The sequence below is a fragment of the Novimethylophilus sp. genome (assembly GCF_036504375.1).
GTDB lineage: Bacteria > Pseudomonadota > Gammaproteobacteria > Burkholderiales > Methylophilaceae > Novimethylophilus.
The window spans coordinates 1-20,898 of record NZ_DASXVH010000042.1 but is presented as its reverse complement, the minus strand read 5'-3'; the positions used below and the strand labels follow the sequence as shown (position 1 = coordinate 20,898).

Here is a 20,898-nt window from a genome sequence, read left to right as displayed (position 1 = left end):
ATGCAAGAAACCAAATCCACCTGCTGCTACTGCGGCGTCGGCTGCGGGGTGCTGATCCAGACCGAAGGCGAGCGCATTGTCGGCGTGCGCGGTGACCCGGATCATCCGGCAAATTTTGGTCGGTTATGCACCAAGGGCGCCACGCTGCACCTCACCACCAAGCCTGACCTGCGTGCGTTATATCCCGAAATGCGCTTGTCGCGCCACGAGCTGCGCCAGCGCGTGAGCTGGGATGACGCGCTGGATCATGCGGTGCAGCAGTTCGCCCAGGCCATCCGCGAGCACGGGCCGGACAGCGTGGCTTTCTACATCTCCGGCCAGCTGCTGACCGAGGATTACTACGTCTTCAACAAGCTGGCCAAGGGGCTCATCGGCACCAATAACGTCGATACCAACTCGCGCCTGTGCATGTCGTCCGCGGTGGCGGGCTACAAGGCCACGCTGGGTGCCGATGCGCCGCCGGCCTGCTACGAGGACATCGACCATACTAGGTGCCTGTTCATCGCCGGCTCGAACACCGCCTATGCGCACCCGATCGTGTTCCGCCGCATCGAGGATGCCAAACAGCGCAACCCGGAGCTGAAAATCGTCGTCGTCGATCCGCGCCGCACCGACACCGCGCAGAGCGCCGACCTGTTCCTGCCCATCCAGCCGGGCACCGACGTCGCGCTGTTCAACGGCATGCTGCACGTGCTGCTGTGGGAAGGCCTCACGGACATGGCCTTTGTTCGCGAGCATACCGAGGGCTTCGATGCGCTCAAGGAAACCGTGCGTGAATATACGCCCAGGTTCGTCGCCGATATCTGCGGCGTGCCGGAAGCCGACATCGTCACCGCCGCGCGCTGGTTCGGCGCGGGCCCCACGCTGTCCATGTACTGCCAGGGCCTCAACCAGTCCACCAGCGGCACCGACAAGAATGCGGCATTGATCAACCTGCACCTGGCTACCGCGCAGATCGGCAAACCGGGCGCGGGGCCGTTGTCGCTGACTGGACAGCCCAACGCCATGGGGGGGCGCGAAGTGGGCGGCATGGCCAATCTGCTGTCCGCGCACCGCAATCTCGCCGACCCGGCGCATCGTGCCGAGATAGCCCGTCTGTGGGGCATAGATAGCGTGCCCGACAAGCCCGGCAAGAGCGCCGTGGAAATGTTCGAGGCCGCGCGCAAGGGTGAAATCAAGGCATTGTGGATCGCCTGCACCAACCCGGCGCAATCCATGCCCGATCTCACCAGCGTGCACGACGCGCTGGAGAACGTGCCGTTTCTGGTGGTGCAGGATGCCTACCGCAATATCGATACCGCCCAATATGCGGACGTGCTGCTACCGGCAACCACCTGGGGCGAGAAGGAAGGTACCGTCACCAATTCCGAGCGCCGCATCACCCATGTGCGCCCGGCAGTGCCGGCGCCCGGCGAAGCGCGCGCCGATTGGGAAATCATGGTCGAGTTCGCGCGCCGGCTGGGCTTTATGCTGGAAAACGGCAAGCAGGCGTTCGACATGTTTCCGTACGAGAGCCCGGAAGAAATTTTCAACGAGCACTGCGAGACGACCAGAGGGCGCGATCTCGACATCACGGGCTTAAGCTATGCCATGCTCGACGCGCAAGGCCCGCAGCAGTGGCCGCTGCGCGAAGGCATGACGCAAGGCAAAGCGCGGCTGTACGAGGACGGCGTATTCGAACAGCCGGGCGGCAAGGCACGCTTCGCCAACGTCAAATACCGGCCGGTGGCCGAAAAAACCGACGCGCGCTATCCGCTGCACCTCACCACCGGCCGCCTGCGCGACCAGTGGCACGGTATGAGCCGCACCGGCACCGTGCCGCAGCTATACAATCACGTCGAAGAGCCCATGCTTTCGATGAATGCCGAGGACATGGCGCGGCGCCAACTGCAGAGCGGCGATCTGGTCAAGGTTTCCAGCCGGCGCGGCAGCTTGACGGTGCGCGTCAGGGACTCCGACGAAATGATGCCGGCGCAGACTTTCCTGCCGATGCACTGGGGCGGCCAGCAGATGAACGGCATGGGCTGCAACGCGCTCACCGTCAATGCCTTCGATCCCGTCTCAAAACAGCCGGAACTCAAGCACGCCGCGGTCAAGGTGGAAAAGCTGGATCTGCCCTGGCGCCTCATCATGATGCGGCGCGGCCGCGAGACGCTCAAACTGCTGGAAGCCCTGCAACCCATCCTGTGGCGCTTCGAATACGCCAGCTGCGGCTTGTACGGCCGCGACGACGGCATGGTGGTGCTACGCGCGGCCAGCGCCAAACCCGCGCCGCAGGCATTGATCGACGAACTCGACGTGCTGCTCGGGCTGACCGAGGACGTGCCCTGCCTCACCTATCGCGATCCCAAGCGCGGTATTTCCAAGCGCGTGGCGGTGGAAAACGGCAAGGTCACCGGCGTGCGCCTTGTCGGCGAGACGCTCGCGGCCGAATGGTTGAAGGAAGTCATGACCCATGACGATTTCCCCGACGACGTGCGCATGTGGGCTCTGGCGCCGGTCAACGCGCCGCCGAACGGCAAGCAGGGCAGAGGGCGCATCGTCTGCAGCTGCAAGGATGTGGCGGAAAGCGAGATCAAGGCGCTGGTGGGCAAAGGCGCCGGCCTGGAGGCGCTGCAAGCGCAGCTTAAATGCGGCACCGAGTGCGGCTCTTGCGTGCCGGAGCTGAAACGGCTGGTGGGATGATTCTGTGCGGTATGGGCGGTCCATACCGTACCGTCGGTGGTCCTGCATCGGCAGGGTTCTGTTCGTCGCAACGTGTTGCCTGACGACCTCGGTATTGGCCGCGCCGAACCCGGAATGCGGCGGGCATGTGTCGCTGGCCAAGCTGATTGCCGATCCGGACGCGTATCATGGCAAGGCGTTGCGGGTTGTGGCCTATGCCACGATCGAGTTCGATGCCTGCCCATCCGAAAATGAAACTCAAATGAAGAGCTGCCTCGCAGCTGCATGGCAGGCAAATAACGCCATCCGGCACTGTAGGGTGCATTCCATGTACCATGCCGATTCATCGAGTATTGGTGCATGAAATGCACCCTACGCATTTTCCGGAAGGGGCGGTTGCATTCGAGGGCCGCGCGCAGTTCGCCTTCAAGAACGCCAAATCAGAGGACGATTTTCTTGCGGCGGCCCGCGAGTATGAAAAAGCCGTCGTCGCGCCGTGGGCGATGGGCTATTACGCCGATCTGTGTACGATCTACGAGAAAGCGGGCAAATTCGAGGACGCCAAGCGCCACTGCGGGTTTTACCTGATTGGTCTTAACGATCCCGCGCAGACGACCGACGTCAAGCGGCGTATTGCGGGACTTGAATTTGGTATCGAGAAAGCGAATTCGCCCGAAGTGCAGGCTGCAAAAAAAACGGGAACAAGACGAAACGTTCATTCGAGCCCTTGATGGCGCAATCTATCGCTTTGAGATAAAAGAAGCCAATTATTGGTCTACGATCACGATCCATGGCAAGCGGGCGACAGTCATATCCTGGGAGAGCTCTTTCCACTATCCAGATGATAGCTGCGTCCTGGATAGACTGCGTTGCGAATGGCCTAATCCAAACCCTGCTGCGCTTGGGGCAGTTATTATTGAGATATCGTCAGATGGTCGGCAGGCGACGCGGATGTTCCGTCGTCAGAGCGGAGAGATTGTCGATACCAGAGTTTACATGCGGCAATAGCGCAGCGTAACCCATCGAATGATGACAACGGGACATACTGAAGCCGGTTACGCACCATGACCGACTACCGGCGCAACTTCATCCCTGGTGGGAGCGAGCGTAGGGGCATTCCATGCACCAATACATGGTAACTCACATGGTGCATAAATACACCCTACCCGGGGAGGAAAAAATGAAACACATGCTCAAGTTCAGGCTATCCGCAGTGCTTATGACCGCGCTCGGAATCTTTTGCCCTATTTTCATTCCGGCCAGCGCATGGGGTGGAGGAGTGGATATGGGACCATCCGAATGTTACAGCTGCCGCGATAACGCGCCCGCCTCCAACAATTCCGGGGGCTCCGGGAATTCCGACTACGACTATGGAGCCGCGCAGCGCGCCCAGGAAGCGGCAGCTGCCGCTTCCGCCGCAGAACGCCAACGCCAGGCAGAAGCAGAGCGCATCGAGCGCGAACGTCTGGCCGAGGAAAAGCGCAAGCAAGCTGAGTTCATTCGCGGCCGTGACTCGGCGGCAAACTCACTTAAGGGATCATCCGGCTCGGCGCTGGGCCAGCTGAAAGGCCTTGCCGGGTCGGACAATTCCGGCCTCAAGGGCAGTGGATTCGACACGGGCAGCGCTGGCTTGAAAGAACTCAAAGGCAGTGATCACGGCAGCTCGCAGCCAGAAACGACACGTACGTCCCTCAGTGGAGGCACCTCCAATCAGGGAAGTGGTAACGAGGATTCCAAAAATAAAGAGGCCTGCCGCCCTTCGCAGGACCCTTCCGTCGTCGATCTGTGTTTTCTTGGAGCCAAGCCCGCTGCGATTGACCCGCGCATGCTCAAAGGGATGAACCCTGCGGAGAGGACGGCACTCAAGACTTCTGCCAAAAACATGGCGGAAGATTTGCTGCCTTTCGATAAGGAAATATACCAAGGTCTTGCGGATATGATGGGTGCGGATCCCACCAAAACGGGCAAGCAATGGCCCGGGCCCAGTAACCCAGGCGCCAGATATCTGAATCCGCTCAGCGAGCCGGAGAAGGTCAAGGCCTATTGGGAAAAGGTCAATGCCGGTCTGCATACTCATGCGGAAGCAGAAGCCAAAATTGCGACAGCAACCCGGAAAGGCATGGATTGGCGCGATCTGGTCGCGCGTCAGGAAGCCGATCCGAAATTCATGCAATCAAAAGAAAAAATCATACAGAATCAGGACAAGGCCGAAGGCCTGGCAAGGCATCAGATGTTCACCAAATTCAAGGATTTTCTGGAAAAACAGGGTGGTGCCGACTGGCCCGATCGCATCAAGAATGACAAATTGTTCGCCGCCCGCATGGTCATGGAGCGTGAAGCGTTATTCAAGCAAATGGATCAGGAAATTTACGGTGTCCGTGCCAAGGCATTACAGCAAATGACCGGCCTGGTGAAGGGATGGAAGGCGAAGTGAAGCCCGTGAAAATCAACAACCAAATAGCGAAACGGAGAAGCGCGAAGTGCAGGACCGTATCTATGCACTCGGTGCAAAGCGCAAGCTCCTGGGTGCGAGGTAATGGCTATCAACTACATTGAGAGGCTCGCATGAAAGACAAGTCAGGGCTCTGGAAACCATGATGATCCCGCCGCGTCACAAGCGCATCCGTGTTGTGTTTTGGCTGTTGCTCTTGGCCGGCCTTGGATGGATCGCCTGACGCTGCACCGGATGATGACGACGCGCCATCTTGGCGCAAATCAGGGGAATAAGCCGCATCCCGTCGTCGCCTCGGCCGCGCGCGAGGTGCTGAACAAATCGGACAACGAGCGTTCGGGTGTCCTGTCCACGGCCATGTCGTTTCTCGGCCTGTACCGCGATCCCACGGTGGCCGAAGTCACCTCGCGCTGCGACTGGCGCATCGCCGACCTGATTTCGGCCGAGCACCCCGTATCGCTGTACCTGGTCGTGCCGCCATCTGACATTAGTCGCACCAAGCCGCTGGTGCGCCTGATCCTCAACCAGATTGGCCGGCGCCTGACCGAATCGCTCAATGGCAGCGACGGCATCGTGCGCCGTCACAAATTGCTGTTGATGCTTGACGAGTTCCCGGCACTGGGTCGCCTCGATTTCTTCGAGACGGCCTTGGCGTTCATGGCCGGCTACGGGATTCGCAGTTTCCTGATCGCGCAGTCGCTCAACCAGATCGACAAGGCCTACGGCCAGAACCATTCCATCCTCGACAACTGCCATGTTCGTGTGACGTTCGCCACCAACGACGAACGCACCGCCAAGCGCATCTCCGAAACGCTCGGCACCGCGACTGAGCTGCGCGCCCAGCGCAACTACGCTGGCCACCGGCTCGCGCCGTGGCTGGGGCACCTGATGGTGTCGCGGCAAGAAACGGCGCGGCCGCTGCTGACGCCCGGCGAGGTGATGCAGCTTCCGCCCGACGAGGCTGTGGTGATGGTGTCCAGCGTGGCGCCGATCAAGGCCAAGAAACTGCGTTACTACGCCGACGTGAACTTCAAGCGGCGCGTACTGCCGCCGCCCACGCTTGCAGCCAGCCGCTACGCCGATGCACCGCCTCGGCAGCCCGACGACTGGAACGGCCTGGCGATCCCGACCGTGCCGACTCAACCAGCCGCAGGCGTGAACTTGGCCGACAGCGAAACCGGCACCGCCGATGACGGCGGGCCACGCCGTCAGCCAGAGCTGTCCGAAGTCGCCGAGTACCACCCCGAACAGGAGCCTGCCAGCAACGACCTGGCGCTACTCGATGACGACGACTTGCCGCTGCCGCTTCCCCGCCAGCTCGACCCGGCCATGCAACGCACGGCCCGGCTGGCATCCCTCGACCCCGATGATGGAATCCAGCTATGAGCCAATACCGCCTCAACCTGTTCATTCCGCCAGAACATGCCAAACGCCTGGACGAGTTGGCCGCCAAGAAAGGTGTATCCAAGTCATCCATCGTCGCGGCGGCACTGGCGTCCTGGCTGTCGCCGGACGCGGGCGATCAGCGCGAAGCGGCCATCGCCAAGCGACTGGACCGGCTGTCACGCCAGTTCGAGCGGCTGGAGCGCGATCAGAACATCGAGATCGAGACGCTGGCGCTATTCGTTCGCTACTTCCTGACTGTCAGCACACCGGTTCCCGAAGCACACCAGGAAGCGGCTCGTGCCCAGGGCAAGGCACGCTTCGAGCAGTTTGTCGAACAGCTCGGCCGCCACTTGTTACGCGGGCGCAGTCTCGTGCGTGACGTGGTGGAGGAACTTCAACCCGACTCTGCGCGGCTGGACGAAGCGGCGGCGTTGGCCGAAGCCCAGGAGCGTGCCTCATGAGCGCGCAACCCGAGTCCTTCACCGCCACGTCGCTCGACCGGCGCATCCGCATGCTGCGCACGGCCATGGGGCCAGTGATCGCCACTGCGCTGGAAGACCCGGACGTGGTGGAAATCATGCTCAACCCCGACCGGTCGCTGTGGGTGGACCGCCTGTCCTCCGGCCGCGCACCGCTGGGCGTGGAGCTGTCTGAAGAAGACGGCGAACGCATCATCCGGCTGGTCGCCGCACACGTCGGCGCGGAGGTCCATCGCGGCCAGCCGTTGCTGACCGCCGAGCTGCCCGAGACCGGCGAACGCTTCGAGGGCATCCTGCCGCCCGCTGCACCAGGGCCAGCCTTCGCGCTGCGCAAGCGGGCCGTGAGCATCATCGGTCTGGATCGTTATGTCGCCGACGGCATCCTGTCCGCCCCACAGGCCGAGTTCCTGCGCCATGCGGTGCGGGAACGCCAGAACATCCTGATCGCCGGCGGCACCAGCACCGGCAAGACGACGCTGGCGAATGCCTTGCTCGCCGAGATCGCCGTCACCGGCGACCGCGTGCTGGTGCTCGAAGACACCATCGAGCTGCAATGCGCAGCGCGCGACCATGTGCCGCTGCGCACGCGCGCAGGCGTTGTGTCCATGACCGAGCTGGTGCGCGCCACGATGCGGCTGCGCCCGGACCGTGTGGTGGTCGGCGAGGTGCGCGGCGGCGAGGCGCTGGATCTCATCAAGGTCTGGGGCACCGGCCATCCCGGCGGCATCGCCACCATCCACGCCGGTTCCGCGCTGGGTGCGCTGCTGCGCCTGGAGCAATTGGTTCTCGAAGTCGCGGTGAATCCGCCGCGCGCACTGATTGCCGAGGCGGTGAACGTGGTCGTGTTCATCGTCGGCCGTGGCCGCAAGCGCCGCATCGAAACCATCGCCCGTGTCGCCGGATTCGACGGCGCGGGCTATCGCTTAGCGGACGCGCTGGAAACACCGTTTCCAGAGCTGCTGCCGCTGTCTTCCATCGTTCCTTCCAAGTCCCCCAACCACTCTGGAGAACTGCCATGACGCACGCCCATGCTTTCCGTATTTCCGTAAATCAGGCTTCGATCCTCGCTCGCCTGCGCCGCCTCGCCAAGCCCGCCCATCACGGCCTGCTGCTGGCCGCCGTGATGCTGACGATGGCCGGCACCGCAAAGGCAGCAGGTTCCTCGATGCCTTGGGAAGGGCCGCTGCAATCCATCCTCGACTCCATCCAGGGGCCGGTGGCGCGGATCATCGCGGTCATCATCATCATTTCGACGGGCCTAGCACTGGCCTTCGGAGACACATCGGGCGGCTTTCGCAAGCTGATCCAGATCGTGTTCGGTCTGTCCATTGCCTTCGCGGCTTCGAGCTTCTTCCTGTCGTTCTTCAGCTTCTCCGGCGGGGCCGTCGTATGAACACGACCCATGACCTGCCAGGCTTCGAGATTCCGCTGCATCGCTCGCTGACCGAACCGATCCTGTTGGGCGGTGCGCCGCGCACCGTGGCGATTGCCAACGGCACGCTGGCCGCCGCCGTGGGCTTGGGCCTGCAACTGTGGATTCCTGGCTTGGTGCTCTGGATCGTTGGCCACTCGCTGGCGATGTGGGGCGCGCGCGTTGATCCGCAGTTCATGCAGGTGTTTGCCACCCACCTGAAACACAAACCGCTGCTGGACGTGTGAGGACTATGCCATGCTGAACCTCGCCGAATACCGCCAGCGACCGGCCTTGCTCGCCGACTGGCTGCCGTGGGCCGGGCTGATCGCGCCGAGTGTCGTGCTCAACAAAGATGGCAGTTTCCAGCGCACGGCGCGCTTTCGTGGGCCGGATCTGGACAGCGCAACGCAAGGTGAGCTGATTGCCACCACGGCACGGCTGAACAACGCACTGCGGCGGCTTGGCTCTGGCTGGGCGCTGTTCGTCGAAGCCGAACGCCGACCGGCGGCGGACTATCCGCACTCGGATTTCCCGGAACCGTTGTCTTGGCTGGTGGACGAGGAGCGGCGCGCCAATTTCGAGGAGTCGGGCAACCACTTCGAGAGTGGCTATCACCTTACGCTGCAATACCTGCCAGCGGAAGAATCCCGCGCCCGCGCAGCCAAGCTGCTCTACGAAAACACGCCCACGCAAGGTGTGGACTGGCGCGAACGCCTGTTGGCCTTCGTCGCGGAGACCGATCGCATCTATGACCTGCTGGATGGCGTGATGCCGGAGATCAACTGGCTCGACGACAGTCAGACGCTGACCTACCTACATGCGACCGTCTCGACGCGTCGCTATCCGCTGGCGTTGCCGGAAGTGCCGTTCCATCTCGATGCGCTGCTGGCCGACGCGCCGCTGGTCGGTGGCCTCGCGCCCATGCTGGGCGACCAGCACCTGCGCGTGGTGACGGTGCGTGGCTTCCCGACCTCGACCTGGCCGGGGATTCTGGATGACCTCAACCGACTCGGGTTCACCTACCGCTGGAGCACGCGCTTCCTGTGCATGGACAAGGCCGAGGCCGAGAAGGAACTGGGCCGCCTGCGCCGGCAGTGGTTCGCCAAGCGCAAGAACGTCCTCGCGCTGCTGCGTGAGACGATCTTTCAGCAGGAGTCGCCGCTGGTCGATACCGACGCCAGCAACAAGTCCGCCGACGCAGACGCGGCCTTGCAGGAGCTGGGCAGCGATCAAGTCGCTTTCGGCTACGTCACGGCGACCGTCACCGTGTTGGACGCCGACGCCAACGCGGCCGACGAAAAGCTGCGCATGGTGGAGCGCGTCATCCAGGGACGTGGCTTCGTGACGATCCCGGAGACGCTGAACGCCGTGGAGGCCTGGCTGTCGTCAGTGCCGGGCAATGCCTACGCCAACGTGCGCCAGCCCATCGTCTCGACGCTGAATCTCGCGCACCTGATGCCGGTGTCGGCGGTGTGGGCCGGGCCGGAAAAGAACGAGCACCTCGATGGCCCGCCGCTGATCGTCACGCGTACCGATGGCGCGACGCCGTTCCGGCTGGTGACGCACATCGGCGACGTGGGACATACGCTGGTGGCTGGCCCGACCGGCATGGGCAAGTCGGTTCTGCTCGCCACGCTGGCGATGCAGTTCCGCCGCTATCCCGGCTCGCGCATCTTCGCCTTCGACATGGGGCGCTCCATGCGCGCCACCATCCTCGGCCTGGGTGGCGAGCATTACGACTTGGGCGCCGATGGCGCAATCGCGTTTCAGCCACTCGCACGCATCGATCGAGAGGGCTATCGCACCTGGGCCGCCGAGTGGGTCGAAGGTCGCCTGCGGCATGAAGGCATTACGGTTGGCCCGGACGAGAAGGCTGCCATCTGGTCGGCGCTCGTCAGTCTCGCGGGCGCGCCCGTAGAGCAGCGCACGCTCACCGGCCTGTCGGTGCTGCTGCAATCCAACGTGCTGCGTCAGGCGCTCGCGCCCTATGTGCTCGGCGGCGCTCACGGCAAGCTGCTCGACGCCGACAGCGACCGGCTGGGCGGGGGCGACGTTCAGGGCTTCGAGATGGAAGAACTGATGGACAGCAAGGCCGCGGTATTGGCCGTGCTGGGCTATCTGTTCGCGCGCTTCGACGAGCGTTTCGACGGCGCGCCGACGCTGCTGATCCTCGATGAAGCCTGGCTGTTCCTGGATGACCCGGTGTTCGCGGCCCGCATTCGCCAGTGGCTCAAGACGCTGCGCAAGAAGAACGTCAGCGTCATCTTCGCCACGCAGTCGCTCGCTGATATCAAGGACTCGACCATCGCCCCCGCGATCATCGAAAGCTGCGCGAGCCGCATTTTCCTGCCCAACCCGCAGGCCACCGACCCGCAGATTCGCACGATCTACGAGGGCTTCGGGCTCAACAGTCGGCAAATCGAGATCGTCGCCACCGCCCAGCCCAAGCACGACTACTACTACCAGTCGCGTCTGGGCAATCGCCTGTTCGATCTGGACCTTGGGCCAGTCACGCTCGCCTTTGCGGGCGCTTCGACGCCCCAAGACCAACGCGCTATCGACACCGTACTGCGCGATGCCGGAACACTGAGCTTCGCAGGTGCGTGGCTGCGCCATCGCGGCCTCGATTGGGCGGCCGACCTATTGCTGTCCGCTCCGTCGGCCGCGTCCTTCCTTGCTTCCCAACCTCTGGAGGTTTCATCATGAAAAAACGTCTTCTTGCCGTCGCTGTCGCTGCCTTGATCGGTGGCATGCCGGTCGCTCAAGCGCAATGGGTTGTCATTGATCCGACCAATCTCGTGCAGAACACCATGACGGCGGTTCGCACGCTGGAGCAGATCAATAACCAGATCAAGCAGCTTCAGAACGAAGCGCAATCCTTGATGAACGAGGCCCGCAACCTTGCGAGCCTGCCGTTCAACGTGGTCAATCGCCTGCGGAGCAACCTGGACACGACGCGGCAACTGATCGGCCAAGCGCGGGGGCTGGCCTTCGACATCCAGAACATGGACCAGCAGTTCGCGCAACTGTACCCGGAGCAGTACGCCGCCACAGTGAGCGGCAACCGGATGTTCCAGGACGCGCACCAGCGCTGGCAAAACACGCTCCAGGGCTTGCAGACCGCCATGCGCATGCAGGCGCAGGTGTCGCAGAACCTGAACCAGGATGAGGGTGTGCTGGCCGATCTGGTTGACCAGAGTCAATCGGCCACCGGCGCCTTGCAGGCGATGCAGGCCACCAATCAGCTCTTGGCCCTGCAAGCCAAGCAGTCCATCCAGACCCAGCAACTCCAGCTCACGCAGGGGCGCGCGGCCTCGCTGGAACTGGCGCGGCAAGCTGCCGCCGTCGAGCGTGGGCGTGAGGTGACGCGCCGCTTCCTCGGCGGCGGCACGGCGTACACGCCGCAGTCCGTGAACTTCTACGGCAACTGACGGATGCGGCCATGAACGACGTCTCCGTCATCGACCGTTTCCTCAACGTCTTCTCCACGTACATCGATTCGGGGTTCGGCCTGCTGCACGGTGAAGTCGCGTTCTTGACCGCGACGCTGGTGGCGATCGACATGACCCTGGCCGGCCTCTACTGGGCGCTGGGTCACGCCACCGGGCAGGGCGAAGACGTGATGGCCAAGCTGCTGCGCAAGGTGCTCTACGTCGGCACCTTCGCCTACATCATCGGTAACTTCAACTGGCTGTCCGGGATCGTGTTCCGGTCCTTCGCCGGCCTGGGACTGACGGCCTCAGGTTCGACCATGAGCATGGCGACCTTCCTGCAGCCGGGGCGCCTCGCCAAGACCGGCATCGACGCCGCTGCGCCCATCTTGCAGCAGATCAGCGAGATGGCTGGTTTCCCGGAGGTGTTCATCAACATTGCGCCCATCGTGGTGATGTTCCTCGCCTGGCTCATCGTCATCATCAGCTTCTTTGTGCTGGCAGTGCAGCTCTTCGTCACGCTGATCGAGTTCAAGCTGACCACGCTCGCCGGCTTCGTGCTGGTGCCGTTCGCGCTCTGGAACAAGACCGCTTTCCTCGCCGAAAAGGTGCTCGGCAACGTGGTGTCCTCGGGCATCAAGGTGCTGGTGCTGGCCGTGATCGTGGGTATCGGCACAGGGCTGTTCGCCGAGTTCCAGGTCACGCCCAATGAACCCTCCGTGGACCACGCACTGGTGGTGATGCTGGCCTCGCTCGCCATGCTGGCACTCGGTATCTTCGGCCCCGGCATCGCTACGGGCCTGGTGTCCGGGGCGCCGCAGCTTGGCGCGGGTGCGATGGCCGCTCCAGCGATGGGTGCAGCCGGTACGGCCATCGCGGTCGGTGCTGCCGCAACCGGCGTGGGCAGTGCGGTGGTAGCCGGAGCGCGCATGGCACCCGCCGCAGCCAAGATGGCTGGCAGCGGTGCGCGTGCTGCTGCCTCGACTGCGGGCAGTGCTCGATCGGCCTATCAAGCCGGTTCCGCAGCCGCCGGCGGTGGTCTCAAGGGCGCCGCAGCCGGCTTGGGCAACGTTGCCAAGACAGGTGCGCAAGCTGTCGGGCAAAAGGCCGCCGCCGGGATGCGCTCCATCGGGCAGCGCGCATCCGCCGCCTTCCGTTCCGACGATTCGGGGCCGGTATCCGGTGGCGCCGCTGTAAAGGGCCAATCCACCGCCAGCGAAGCCAATGCCGGCGCTGCTGACCCGCAGCAACAGGCACAACCCGCCTGGGCCAAACGCCTGCACCGCCGCCAGCAGATCAGCCATGCCGCCACGACCGCCGCCCACACGCTGCGCGGGGGCGACGGTGGCGGCTCGAGCCGCGGCCCGAGTTTGAACAGTTCCGACGATTGAAGCCATTCATAAGGAGAACAAACCATGCGATTCAAACGACCGCAGGTGCGCTATGCCGATACACCGCAGCCTGCCACGCCCTACCAATCCGCCGCCCAGGTGTGGGACGAGCGCATCGGCTCGGCCCGCGTGCAGGCGAAGAACTGGCGGCTGATGGCCTTTGGTTGTCTGGTGCTCGCGCTGTTGATGGCGGGCGGCCTAGTCTGGCGCTCGGCGCAGTCCATCGTCACGCCCTATGTGGTGGAAGTGGATCAGGCCGGACAGGTTCGGGCGGTCGGCGAAGCGGCCACGCCGTACCGACCGAACGATGCCCAGATCGCCTACCACCTGGCGCACTTCGTCGTGCTGGTTCGTTCGCTGTCCATCGATCCCATCGTCGTCCGCCAGAACTGGCTCGATGCCTACGACTACACCACCGATCGCGGCGCGGGCGTGCTCAACGAGTATGCGCGCACCCATGACCCGTTCGCCCGTGTCGGCAAGGAGTCGGTCACGGTGCAGATCACCAGCGTCGTGCGCGCGAGCGACGCGTCGTTCAACGTCCGCTGGACCGAGCAGCGCTTCGTCAATGGCGCGCCGGCCGGTACTGAACGCTGGAACGCTGTGATTTCCACCGTCCTGCAAACCCCGCGCACCGAGCAGCGGTTGCGCAAGAACCCATTGGGCATCTACGTCAACGGACTGTCGTGGAGCCGCGAACTCGATGCCGCCGAAGGAGCCAAGCCATGAACCCGTCTTTCCGCTTTTACGCTTTTGTGTTGACGCTTGCAGCGTCAGTTCTGTCGTTGCAGGGCTGCGCCACGAAAGGCACGCCGCCGCCGGTCATCTCGCTCGACGAGCCGGTCCAGGCCCAGCCGCTGCCCGAACCGCCCAAGCCGGTGGAAGTGGTGGAGGTGCCGAAGGTGCTGCCGATGCCGGCACAGATGAAACCTCTACCCGAGAGCATCGAGGCCAAGGCGTCACCTGAACCCGCCGATGAGAAGCTGCGGGTATCGCGTGCCAATGCCGAGGCACGCATTGCGCCCACACGCGAGGGCTACGTCAACGCCATCCAGGTCTGGCCCTTCACCGATGGCGCGCTGTATCAGGTCTATGCGGCGCCGGGACGGGTCACGGTGATTTCTCTCCAACCCGGCGAGGAACTGGTGACGGTTGCCGCCGGTGATACGGTGCGCTGGATTGTCGGCGACACCTCCAGCGGCACCGGCGAGGCGTTGCGCGTCAGCGTGTTGGTCAAACCGATCCGCTCGGGCCTCAAAACCAATCTGGTCGTCACCACCAATCGGCGCACCTACCTGATCGAGCTGACGTCAACCGAACGCGCCTGGATGGCTTCGGTGTCGTGGGAATACCCAAAAGATCGGATGCTGGCCCTGCAACGCCAGGCACAGGCCGCGCAGGTGACCGCCCCTGTTGATACCGGCCTGTCGCTGGAGAAGATTCGCTTCCGCTACGCCATCAGCGGCAGTATGCCGCCGTGGAAGCCGCTGCGCGCCTTTGACGATGGCGAGAAGGTGTATATCCAATTCCCGCCGGGTATCGCGCAAGGCGAACTGCCGCCGCTGTTCGTGATCGGCGCTCAGGGCGATGGGCAACTGGTGAACTACCGTTTCCGCTCGCCGTACTACATCGTGGATCGGTTGTTCGGCGCGGCCGAACTGCGCCTTGGCGGTGGCAAGGGAAGCGATGGGGGCGAAGTGGTACGCATCGAGCGCACGGATGGGGTCGTGGGCGCAACGCGAGGGAACTGACCATGAGCCCAAACGACACCCCGGACATGCCCGTTCCCGACACAGCCCCGAAAGTCGCACCAGAGAACGTCGCGCTGCGAGCCCAGCCGCGCCCCGTGACTCGCTTGAACCGGCGCACCTTGGCGATCCTGGCCGGTGGCCTCGCCGTGGCCGTGTTGGGCGCAACCATGTGGTCGTTGCAACCGCGCAAGCGCAGTGCTGGCGAACAGGCCGAGCTTTACAACGTGGATCGCGTTTCGCGCTCGGAAGGACTGGACCAGCTTCCGACTGATTACTCCAAGCTGCCGCGTGCTTTGCCTCCCCAAGTACCTGAACTGGGGCCACCGCTGCCGGGCGATTTGGGTCCGGCCATCGTGAAGTCGCAGCAGCCGGTGGTGCCCACCTCCACGCCACCGGGCCACGTTCCGGCGAATGCCGAGCACGACGCACAGCGCAAGGAAGCTGAAGCGGCTGCGGGCGCATCGGTGTTTTTCCGTTCCAGCAACCAGCGCGCCGCAGCCACGCCGACGCAGGTGGCCACGGCCAGTCCTGCATCCGGTCTTGCGGGCTTCGATCCGATGGCTGCCGGGCCGGCTTCAACAGCAGCGCAGCCTGCCGATTCGACCGCCGTGCAGAACCGGCAGGACCAGAAGGAGGCGTTCCTGAAAGCAGGAAGTACGGAAACCCGCAATTCCGGGAATCTGAAAATGCCGGCTTCACCGTATCAGGTGATGGCCGGCACGGTGATCGCTGGTGCCCTGGTTACGGGCATCAAGTCCGATCTGCCGGGCGATGTGATCGCCACAGTGACGGAGCCCGTCTATGACACGGCCACCGGCAAGTTCCTGCTGATCCCGCAGGGTTCGCGCATCCTCGGCCGCTACAACAGCCAGGTGAGCTACGGGCAGAGCCGGGTGCAGGTGGTGTGGAATCGGATCATCCTGCCCGACACCTCATCACTGACGCTGGACAACCTGGCTGGTGCCGACCCGGCCGGCAACTCCGGACTGGAGGATGGCGTCGAATGGCATTGGGATCGCATCTTTGCCGGCGCGGCACTGACGACGCTGCTGGGTGTCGGTGCCGAACTGGCTGCGCCGGAGAACCGCCAGAACGGCGATCGCGTCATCAACGCCGGGCGCAACAGCTTGCAGGACAGTGTGAACCAGGTTGGCCAAGAGATGACTCGGCGCAACCTCAATATCCAGCCCACGTTGACGGAACGGCCAGGCCTGCCGGTGCGCATCATCGTCAATCGGGATCTGGTGTTGCGGCCCTATCAGCCGCTGTTCTTCAATCGGGGAACTTCACGATGAGCACCACGCACAAGTTGCGGTTGGGCCCGCTGCCGAAGACCGAGAGCGTCAAACTGACTTTTACGTGCCCGACCAGTCTCAAGGCCGACCTCGATCGCTACGCTGCGCTGCATGCACAGACCTATGGCGAGACAGTCGATGCGGTGATGCTGATCCCGTACATGCTCGAAGCGTTCATTGCTGGAGATCGAGGGTTCAGGAAGGGGCAGATGAGCAAGAGCGCACGATCAGCTCCCGGATGAGATGCAGACAGAGGTATCGTGTGCCAGCCACTCGACTGGTATTGTCCGATACCAGAAGGACAGCTATACCCCGTGCGTCTGGCTGTACGCGATAGGAAAACATGGAGCGGAACGGAAATCATGGGAGGCTTTGATGTGGTCGAGCCATTGATTGGCGAGACTTGGGTGGTTGATGGTCAGGTAGTGGCATCACCACCTGGCGACACCGATGCGCTGTACATCCGGCCGATGTTGCACCGGAGGGGAGCGGTGCCTCCCGGAACGAAGGTGTTGCACTCGCTGGTGCTCGACAACAACGTGTTGACCGACATGATCGAAGGTCGGCGTTCGGCCAATACCGATTACCTGGAGAACCTGCTGCGCTCGAAGCCGTTGGAGTTGAATCCGACGATGGCGATGCTCGAACAACGGCAGAAGTTTGGCGGTGCCAGCCAGGCTCTGCATGACTTTGCTGAACTGCTGGGACGGCGCTTTGGTGCATGGGATGTAAAGCAAAACACCAGAACCTTTGACAAGGCGCTGGAGGACGCAAAACCCGACCTTGCGAAAAATGCGTCGCTGCTGTCGGGCTATCTGCCGGCGATTCTGTACCTCTACCACCAGCCAGGCAGCGCCGAATCCAAGCTAGAGTGGCTGAGTGGGTTGATCCGAGCGGTGGACCTGCCATTCCTGCAACTGCCTTTCTATCTGGCAGCCTTGTTGTTCTTGGTGAAGGAACAGCCGGCACTCTTTCGCAACAAGGTGCTCAGTAAGGTGCAGAAGGACACCAAACTGATGTTCAGCCTTGATGAGCAAAAGAAAGCTGTACTCAATCTTGGGCATGATGTGATGCTGCCGGCGGTGGCGCTTTTTTCCGCCGGTGTCCAAGGTGCGATGGTGTTCCCATACATTGCCACTCGCGACTACTTGTTGCAGGACTTCTTGGGCGAAGTCCGGTGTGGTGCCGTAGTGATGCTACCGGACGGGCGAGCCAATGGCGCTTGGGAGTTGAATCCGGACGGTCGCCTTCACGCGCAGCTTGGTACTGCGCTAGCCCGTTGCCTGCCCCACCGCGAGTACCCAGGTTCTCAAGCGGAACAATCGGTGCGCCGCGTAAACCTCCGTGCGTTCTCAGACAGCTATCTGGAAAAGTGCTTGGCGTTGAAACATGCCACGCAGCCTTGAGCGCAAAAAAAGAGCCGCCTCTGTGTGAACAGGAGCGGCTTTGGATGGTGCCCGAGGCCGGAATCGAACCGGCACGCCTTACGGCGAGGGATTTTCTTACCACTTCGGCTTTCGCCGCCAGCGCATGCGCTGTTCGTGGTCTGGAGCACGCCTTCACCATAGCCTTGCGGCCGTAGGTGCCCGCCGTCTGCTCTCTACACCTTCCCAAGCGCTGGGCCTGGGCTTGGCTCGGCGTTGGCTCGGATGCAGGGGCATCCAGGGCTTTCGCCGACTTTGACGGGCTTCACTTCGGGCGTTTCCCCCCGAAGGCTCAAATTGTTTAAGTCCCTTGTGTCTACCGATTTCACCACTCGGGCATTGCACGATGCTATGGAGCCTACACCTCTTTCCGCTGGCTCCTGCTTGGCTCCTGGCCATCAAGCCGAGCCGCGAAGCTACGCCTTGAATGCTCGCAAACCGTTGTCACTATTAACCTTCCGCCTAGGCGGCACAAGAAAAAATGACTTGACAAAACAGATTTTAAGTCCGCTACGTCTACCAATTCCGTCACCCCGGCGAAGGACGTAATTCTACCTTGAGTACGCATACCGCGTAACCTCTGTGTAACTATTCCCGATAAAAATGGTCACATCGCTTGTGCCTGAAATGCCGCTTATCGGGTATGGCTTTCCGTTTGTCGTTAATGTTTTGCATCTGCTGGTCGATTTAGGAAAGACTTAGGCATTAGTATTTGACCGTGTTTTTTGTGCCCGATTGTTCGTGCCATGGTCAATTAAAGGCAAACCCATCGAAAGGTGGGGACGCAAAGTTTCCGGTCTAAGGGATATTCCTATGACGGCGGGGCTGCCGGTACAGGCCTTGTTCCAGGTCCCCGTCAGATTTCGTTGCATCCTTATCCTTGATCGGAAGTTTCTGGATTTGAATGTGGAGTTCCGGACGTGACGAGTGAGGCGCGCTGGTTCCATACGGCATTGCTTGATGTTGAGCCTCGTGCTCGGGCAAATGCCCCGTTTGCAGGAGACCGTCATGAAAATGAAATCGCATTACATCCACCCGGACCAGTTGTGTGTCGGCCTCTATATCCATCTCGACCTGGGCTGGATGGGCCATCCTTTCACCTTCAGCAACTTCAAGATCAAAGATGAAGGCCAGATCGAGAAAATTCGCGCCCTGAAGCTGAAACAGTTGCGTTACGATCCACTGCGCAGCGATTGCGAACCGCTGCTGCCGCCAACGGTACCGGCCGCATGGGCACCCATGAAGGTCGCAGTACCGGTATCGCCCGCGCTGGATCTGCAGAAGCGTTCGAACCGCCTCAAACAGCTTAACGATATCATTCTCTCCTGCGAGCGGAAATTCGTCGTGGATGCCCATCGGGTGCGGGCTGTCACGCGTAATTTATCGGCTCATCCGGCGAGCGCCCGCGAAGAGGCGGAATTACTGGTCAACCAGATGGTGAAGTCGGCACTTACGGAAAGTGACGTGGTGCTGCACGCCGTCGGCAGCAATCATTCCCAGCAGGAAAATTATGTACATTCGCTCAACGTGACCGTACTTGCGCTGATGCTGGCGAAAGCGCTCGACATGTCCGACGAGGATGCGCGCGAACTGGGGCTGGCGGCGATCTTTCACGATATCGGCAAGGCGGAAAGCCCACTCAATAAATCGTTCATAGACATGCATTGCGAACTGGGGTCGCGGCTGGCGCTACAATCCGGCATGTCCGAGCGCATCGCCAGAATCATCCTGCAGCATCACGAATACGTCGATGGTTCGGGTTATCCCAAGCATCTGAAGGAAGCGCAGATCGATCCGCTGGCGCGCCTCTTGGGGATCGTCAACGATTACGAAAACCTGTGCAATCCGGCGAATCCGGCCGACGCGATGACGCCGTATGAAGCGCTGTCGCATATGTATGTCACGCAGCCGCAAAAGTTCGACTCAACCATACTCAGGCTGCTGATCAAGTCGCTGGGCGTTTATCCGCCGGGTAGCATCGTGCAGCTTTCCAACGGTGTTTACGGCATCGTCATGACGGTCAATCCGCAGAAGCCGTTGCTGCCTTTCGTGATGATCCATGAACCCAAGGTGTCGCGCGAGACGCCGGTGGTCATCGATCTGAGCGAAGAGGTGGGCCTCAGCATCAAGAAATGCCTGCGCCCGCTGCAACTGCCGCAGGATGCGTTCGAGTATCTCCGCCCGCGCAAGCGTATCTGTTATTACTTCCTCAACAAGCAACCGACGGATGGCGCGCCGCTGGACATGACGGATGTCATCGCCGGTCAACAATTCCGAACCGGGACCGATCCGTTCCCGGTGTGAATCGGTATCGGCCTGCTTTGTGGTGAACTTGGATCAGCATTCCACGGGGAAGCTGCGGATGCAGAATGATGTCGTCCATTGCGGCCACCTGTCGCACGAACCCCCTTCTCCCTGGATATGCCGGTTCGCAGCGCTGATCCGCAATGGCGGCCAGGTGCTGGATATTGCCAGCGGCAACGGCCGGCATGCATTGTGGCTGGCCGCACAGGGGTATCAGATAGAGGCGGTCGATCGGGATGAGGAGGCGCTGTCACGCCTGCACGGCATCGATAATATTACAGCTGTTTCTGCCGATCTGGAGTCAGGCGCCTGGCCTTATGCCGGGCGCAAGTTCGACGGCGTCGTCGTCAGCCGCTATCTGTATCGGCCGCTGCTGCCGCTGCTCGCGGACCTGCTGCATCCGCAAGGCGTGCTGATTTATGAAACTTTCATGGTAGGCAACGAGCGTTTCGGCAAGCCGAGCAATCCGGATTTTCTGTTAAAAACGAACGAGCTGCTGGGAGCGTTCGCTGCCAGGCTCAAGGTGGTCGCCTTCGAACAAGGGGAGGTGTCCAAGCCGAGACCGGCTGAAATCCAGAGAATTTGCGCGATCAATGCCGGAAGTTGATGGGCTTTACCGTTCGGTATTACCATGTGCTCCAGATGTCCAACCGTTTCGAGGAGCGCACCATGCATAAACTATTTGTGGGATTGATCGCCTTAGCGCTAAGTTTTTCCGCTTCGGCCCTCGGTGTCTCCGACTTAAGCCAAAAGGATGCCGCAGGCGGGCTCAAGGATGCGCTCATCCAGGGAGCCGGCGCCGCAGTGGGCAAGCTGGGCGTTACCGATGGCTTCCTGGGTAATCCCAAGGTCAAGATCCCGTTGCCGGATTCGCTGAAAAAGGCTGAAAAAGCCATGCGCATGATGG

Annotated in this window: 19 protein-coding genes, 1 pseudogene and 1 riboswitch; all 20 genes and pseudogenes read left to right on the top strand. The window is 62.1% G+C overall.

Annotation, left to right across the window (positions count from 1 at the left end; genetic code table 11):
* Positions 1-2,685 (top strand): molybdopterin-dependent oxidoreductase, encoded by a 2,685-nt coding sequence (locus VGK14_RS06085; RefSeq protein WP_331508055.1) that lies wholly within the window; start codon positions 1-3, stop codon positions 2,683-2,685.
* A gap of 94 nt (positions 2,686-2,779) precedes the next feature.
* Positions 2,780-3,028: a hypothetical protein gene (locus tag VGK14_RS06080; RefSeq protein WP_331508054.1), complete on the top strand. Its 249-nt coding sequence runs from the start codon at positions 2,780-2,782 to the stop codon at positions 3,026-3,028.
* A gap of 1 nt (position 3,029) precedes the next feature.
* Positions 3,030-3,395: a hypothetical protein gene (locus VGK14_RS06075; RefSeq protein ID WP_331508053.1), complete on the top strand. Its 366-nt coding sequence runs from the start codon at positions 3,030-3,032 to the stop codon at positions 3,393-3,395.
* A gap of 449 nt (positions 3,396-3,844) precedes the next feature.
* Positions 3,845-5,098: a hypothetical protein gene (locus VGK14_RS06070; RefSeq protein WP_331508051.1), complete on the top strand. Its 1,254-nt coding sequence runs from the start codon at positions 3,845-3,847 to the stop codon at positions 5,096-5,098.
* Positions 5,099-5,335: 237 nt separating this feature from the next.
* Positions 5,336-6,502 (top strand): annotated as a pseudogene (locus tag VGK14_RS06065) (type IV secretory system conjugative DNA transfer family protein); the annotation flags it as partial.
* The gene (locus VGK14_RS06060) at positions 6,499-6,963 is read left to right on the top strand and encodes a ribbon-helix-helix protein, CopG family (protein ID WP_138928444.1); all 465 of its coding nucleotides are present in this window, start codon (positions 6,499-6,501) and stop codon (positions 6,961-6,963) included. The pseudogene VGK14_RS06065 and the gene VGK14_RS06060, both read left to right, overlap by 4 nt.
* The gene (gene trbB / locus VGK14_RS06055) at positions 6,960-8,000 is read left to right on the top strand and encodes a P-type conjugative transfer ATPase TrbB (protein ID WP_331508048.1); all 1,041 of its coding nucleotides are present in this window, start codon (positions 6,960-6,962) and stop codon (positions 7,998-8,000) included. Before VGK14_RS06060 ends, trbB begins: the two co-directional genes overlap by 4 nt.
* Entirely contained in the window at positions 7,997-8,374 is a 378-nt protein-coding gene (locus VGK14_RS06050; RefSeq protein ID WP_331508047.1) for a TrbC/VirB2 family protein, read from the top strand. Before trbB ends, VGK14_RS06050 begins: the two co-directional genes overlap by 4 nt.
* Complete coding sequence (locus VGK14_RS06045; RefSeq protein WP_331508046.1) at positions 8,371-8,640, top strand: VirB3 family type IV secretion system protein; 270 nt, start codon at positions 8,371-8,373, stop codon at positions 8,638-8,640. The genes VGK14_RS06050 and VGK14_RS06045 overlap by 4 nt, the downstream gene beginning before the upstream one ends.
* 10 nt (positions 8,641-8,650) lie before the next feature.
* Complete coding sequence (gene trbE / locus VGK14_RS06040) at positions 8,651-11,101, top strand: conjugal transfer protein TrbE (protein ID WP_331508045.1); 2,451 nt, start codon at positions 8,651-8,653, stop codon at positions 11,099-11,101.
* The gene (gene trbJ, locus VGK14_RS06035; protein WP_331508044.1) at positions 11,098-11,826 is read left to right on the top strand and encodes a P-type conjugative transfer protein TrbJ; all 729 of its coding nucleotides are present in this window, start codon (positions 11,098-11,100) and stop codon (positions 11,824-11,826) included. The genes trbE and trbJ overlap by 4 nt, the downstream gene beginning before the upstream one ends.
* Positions 11,827-11,837: 11 nt before the next feature.
* Positions 11,838-13,217: a P-type conjugative transfer protein TrbL gene (gene trbL / locus VGK14_RS06030; RefSeq protein WP_331508043.1), complete on the top strand. Its 1,380-nt coding sequence runs from the start codon at positions 11,838-11,840 to the stop codon at positions 13,215-13,217.
* 24 nt (positions 13,218-13,241) lie between these two features.
* Positions 13,242-13,946: a conjugal transfer protein TrbF gene (gene trbF / locus VGK14_RS06025; RefSeq protein ID WP_070158053.1), complete on the top strand. Its 705-nt coding sequence runs from the start codon at positions 13,242-13,244 to the stop codon at positions 13,944-13,946.
* A complete protein-coding gene (trbG, locus tag VGK14_RS06020; protein ID WP_331508042.1) occupies positions 13,943-14,968 on the top strand; it encodes a P-type conjugative transfer protein TrbG in 1,026 nt (341 codons plus the stop codon). The genes trbF and trbG overlap by 4 nt, the downstream gene beginning before the upstream one ends.
* A gap of 2 nt (positions 14,969-14,970) precedes the next feature.
* Positions 14,971-16,263, top strand: a complete 1,293-nt coding sequence (locus tag VGK14_RS06015; protein ID WP_331508041.1) for a TrbI/VirB10 family protein — start codon at positions 14,971-14,973, stop codon at positions 16,261-16,263.
* Positions 16,260-16,505, top strand: coding sequence for a DUF2274 domain-containing protein (locus VGK14_RS06010; RefSeq protein ID WP_331508040.1), 246 nt, complete (start codon positions 16,260-16,262; stop codon positions 16,503-16,505). The genes VGK14_RS06015 and VGK14_RS06010 overlap by 4 nt, the downstream gene beginning before the upstream one ends.
* 72 nt (positions 16,506-16,577) lie before the next feature.
* On the top strand, positions 16,578-17,669 hold the full coding sequence (locus VGK14_RS06005) for a hypothetical protein (RefSeq protein ID WP_331508039.1): 1,092 nt from the start codon (positions 16,578-16,580) through the stop codon (positions 17,667-17,669).
* Between the two features lie 767 nt (positions 17,670-18,436).
* Positions 18,437-18,520: riboswitch (cyclic di-GMP riboswitch) on the top strand.
* A gap of 175 nt (positions 18,521-18,695) precedes the next feature.
* On the top strand, positions 18,696-19,991 hold the full coding sequence (locus VGK14_RS06000; RefSeq protein WP_331508038.1) for an HD-GYP domain-containing protein: 1,296 nt from the start codon (positions 18,696-18,698) through the stop codon (positions 19,989-19,991).
* 58 nt (positions 19,992-20,049) lie between these two features.
* Complete coding sequence (locus VGK14_RS05995; protein ID WP_331508037.1) at positions 20,050-20,598, top strand: class I SAM-dependent methyltransferase; 549 nt, start codon at positions 20,050-20,052, stop codon at positions 20,596-20,598.
* A gap of 62 nt (positions 20,599-20,660) precedes the next feature.
* A partial coding sequence (locus VGK14_RS05990) for a DUF4197 family protein (RefSeq protein WP_331508036.1) occupies positions 20,661-20,898 on the top strand: 238 nt, incomplete at its 3' end.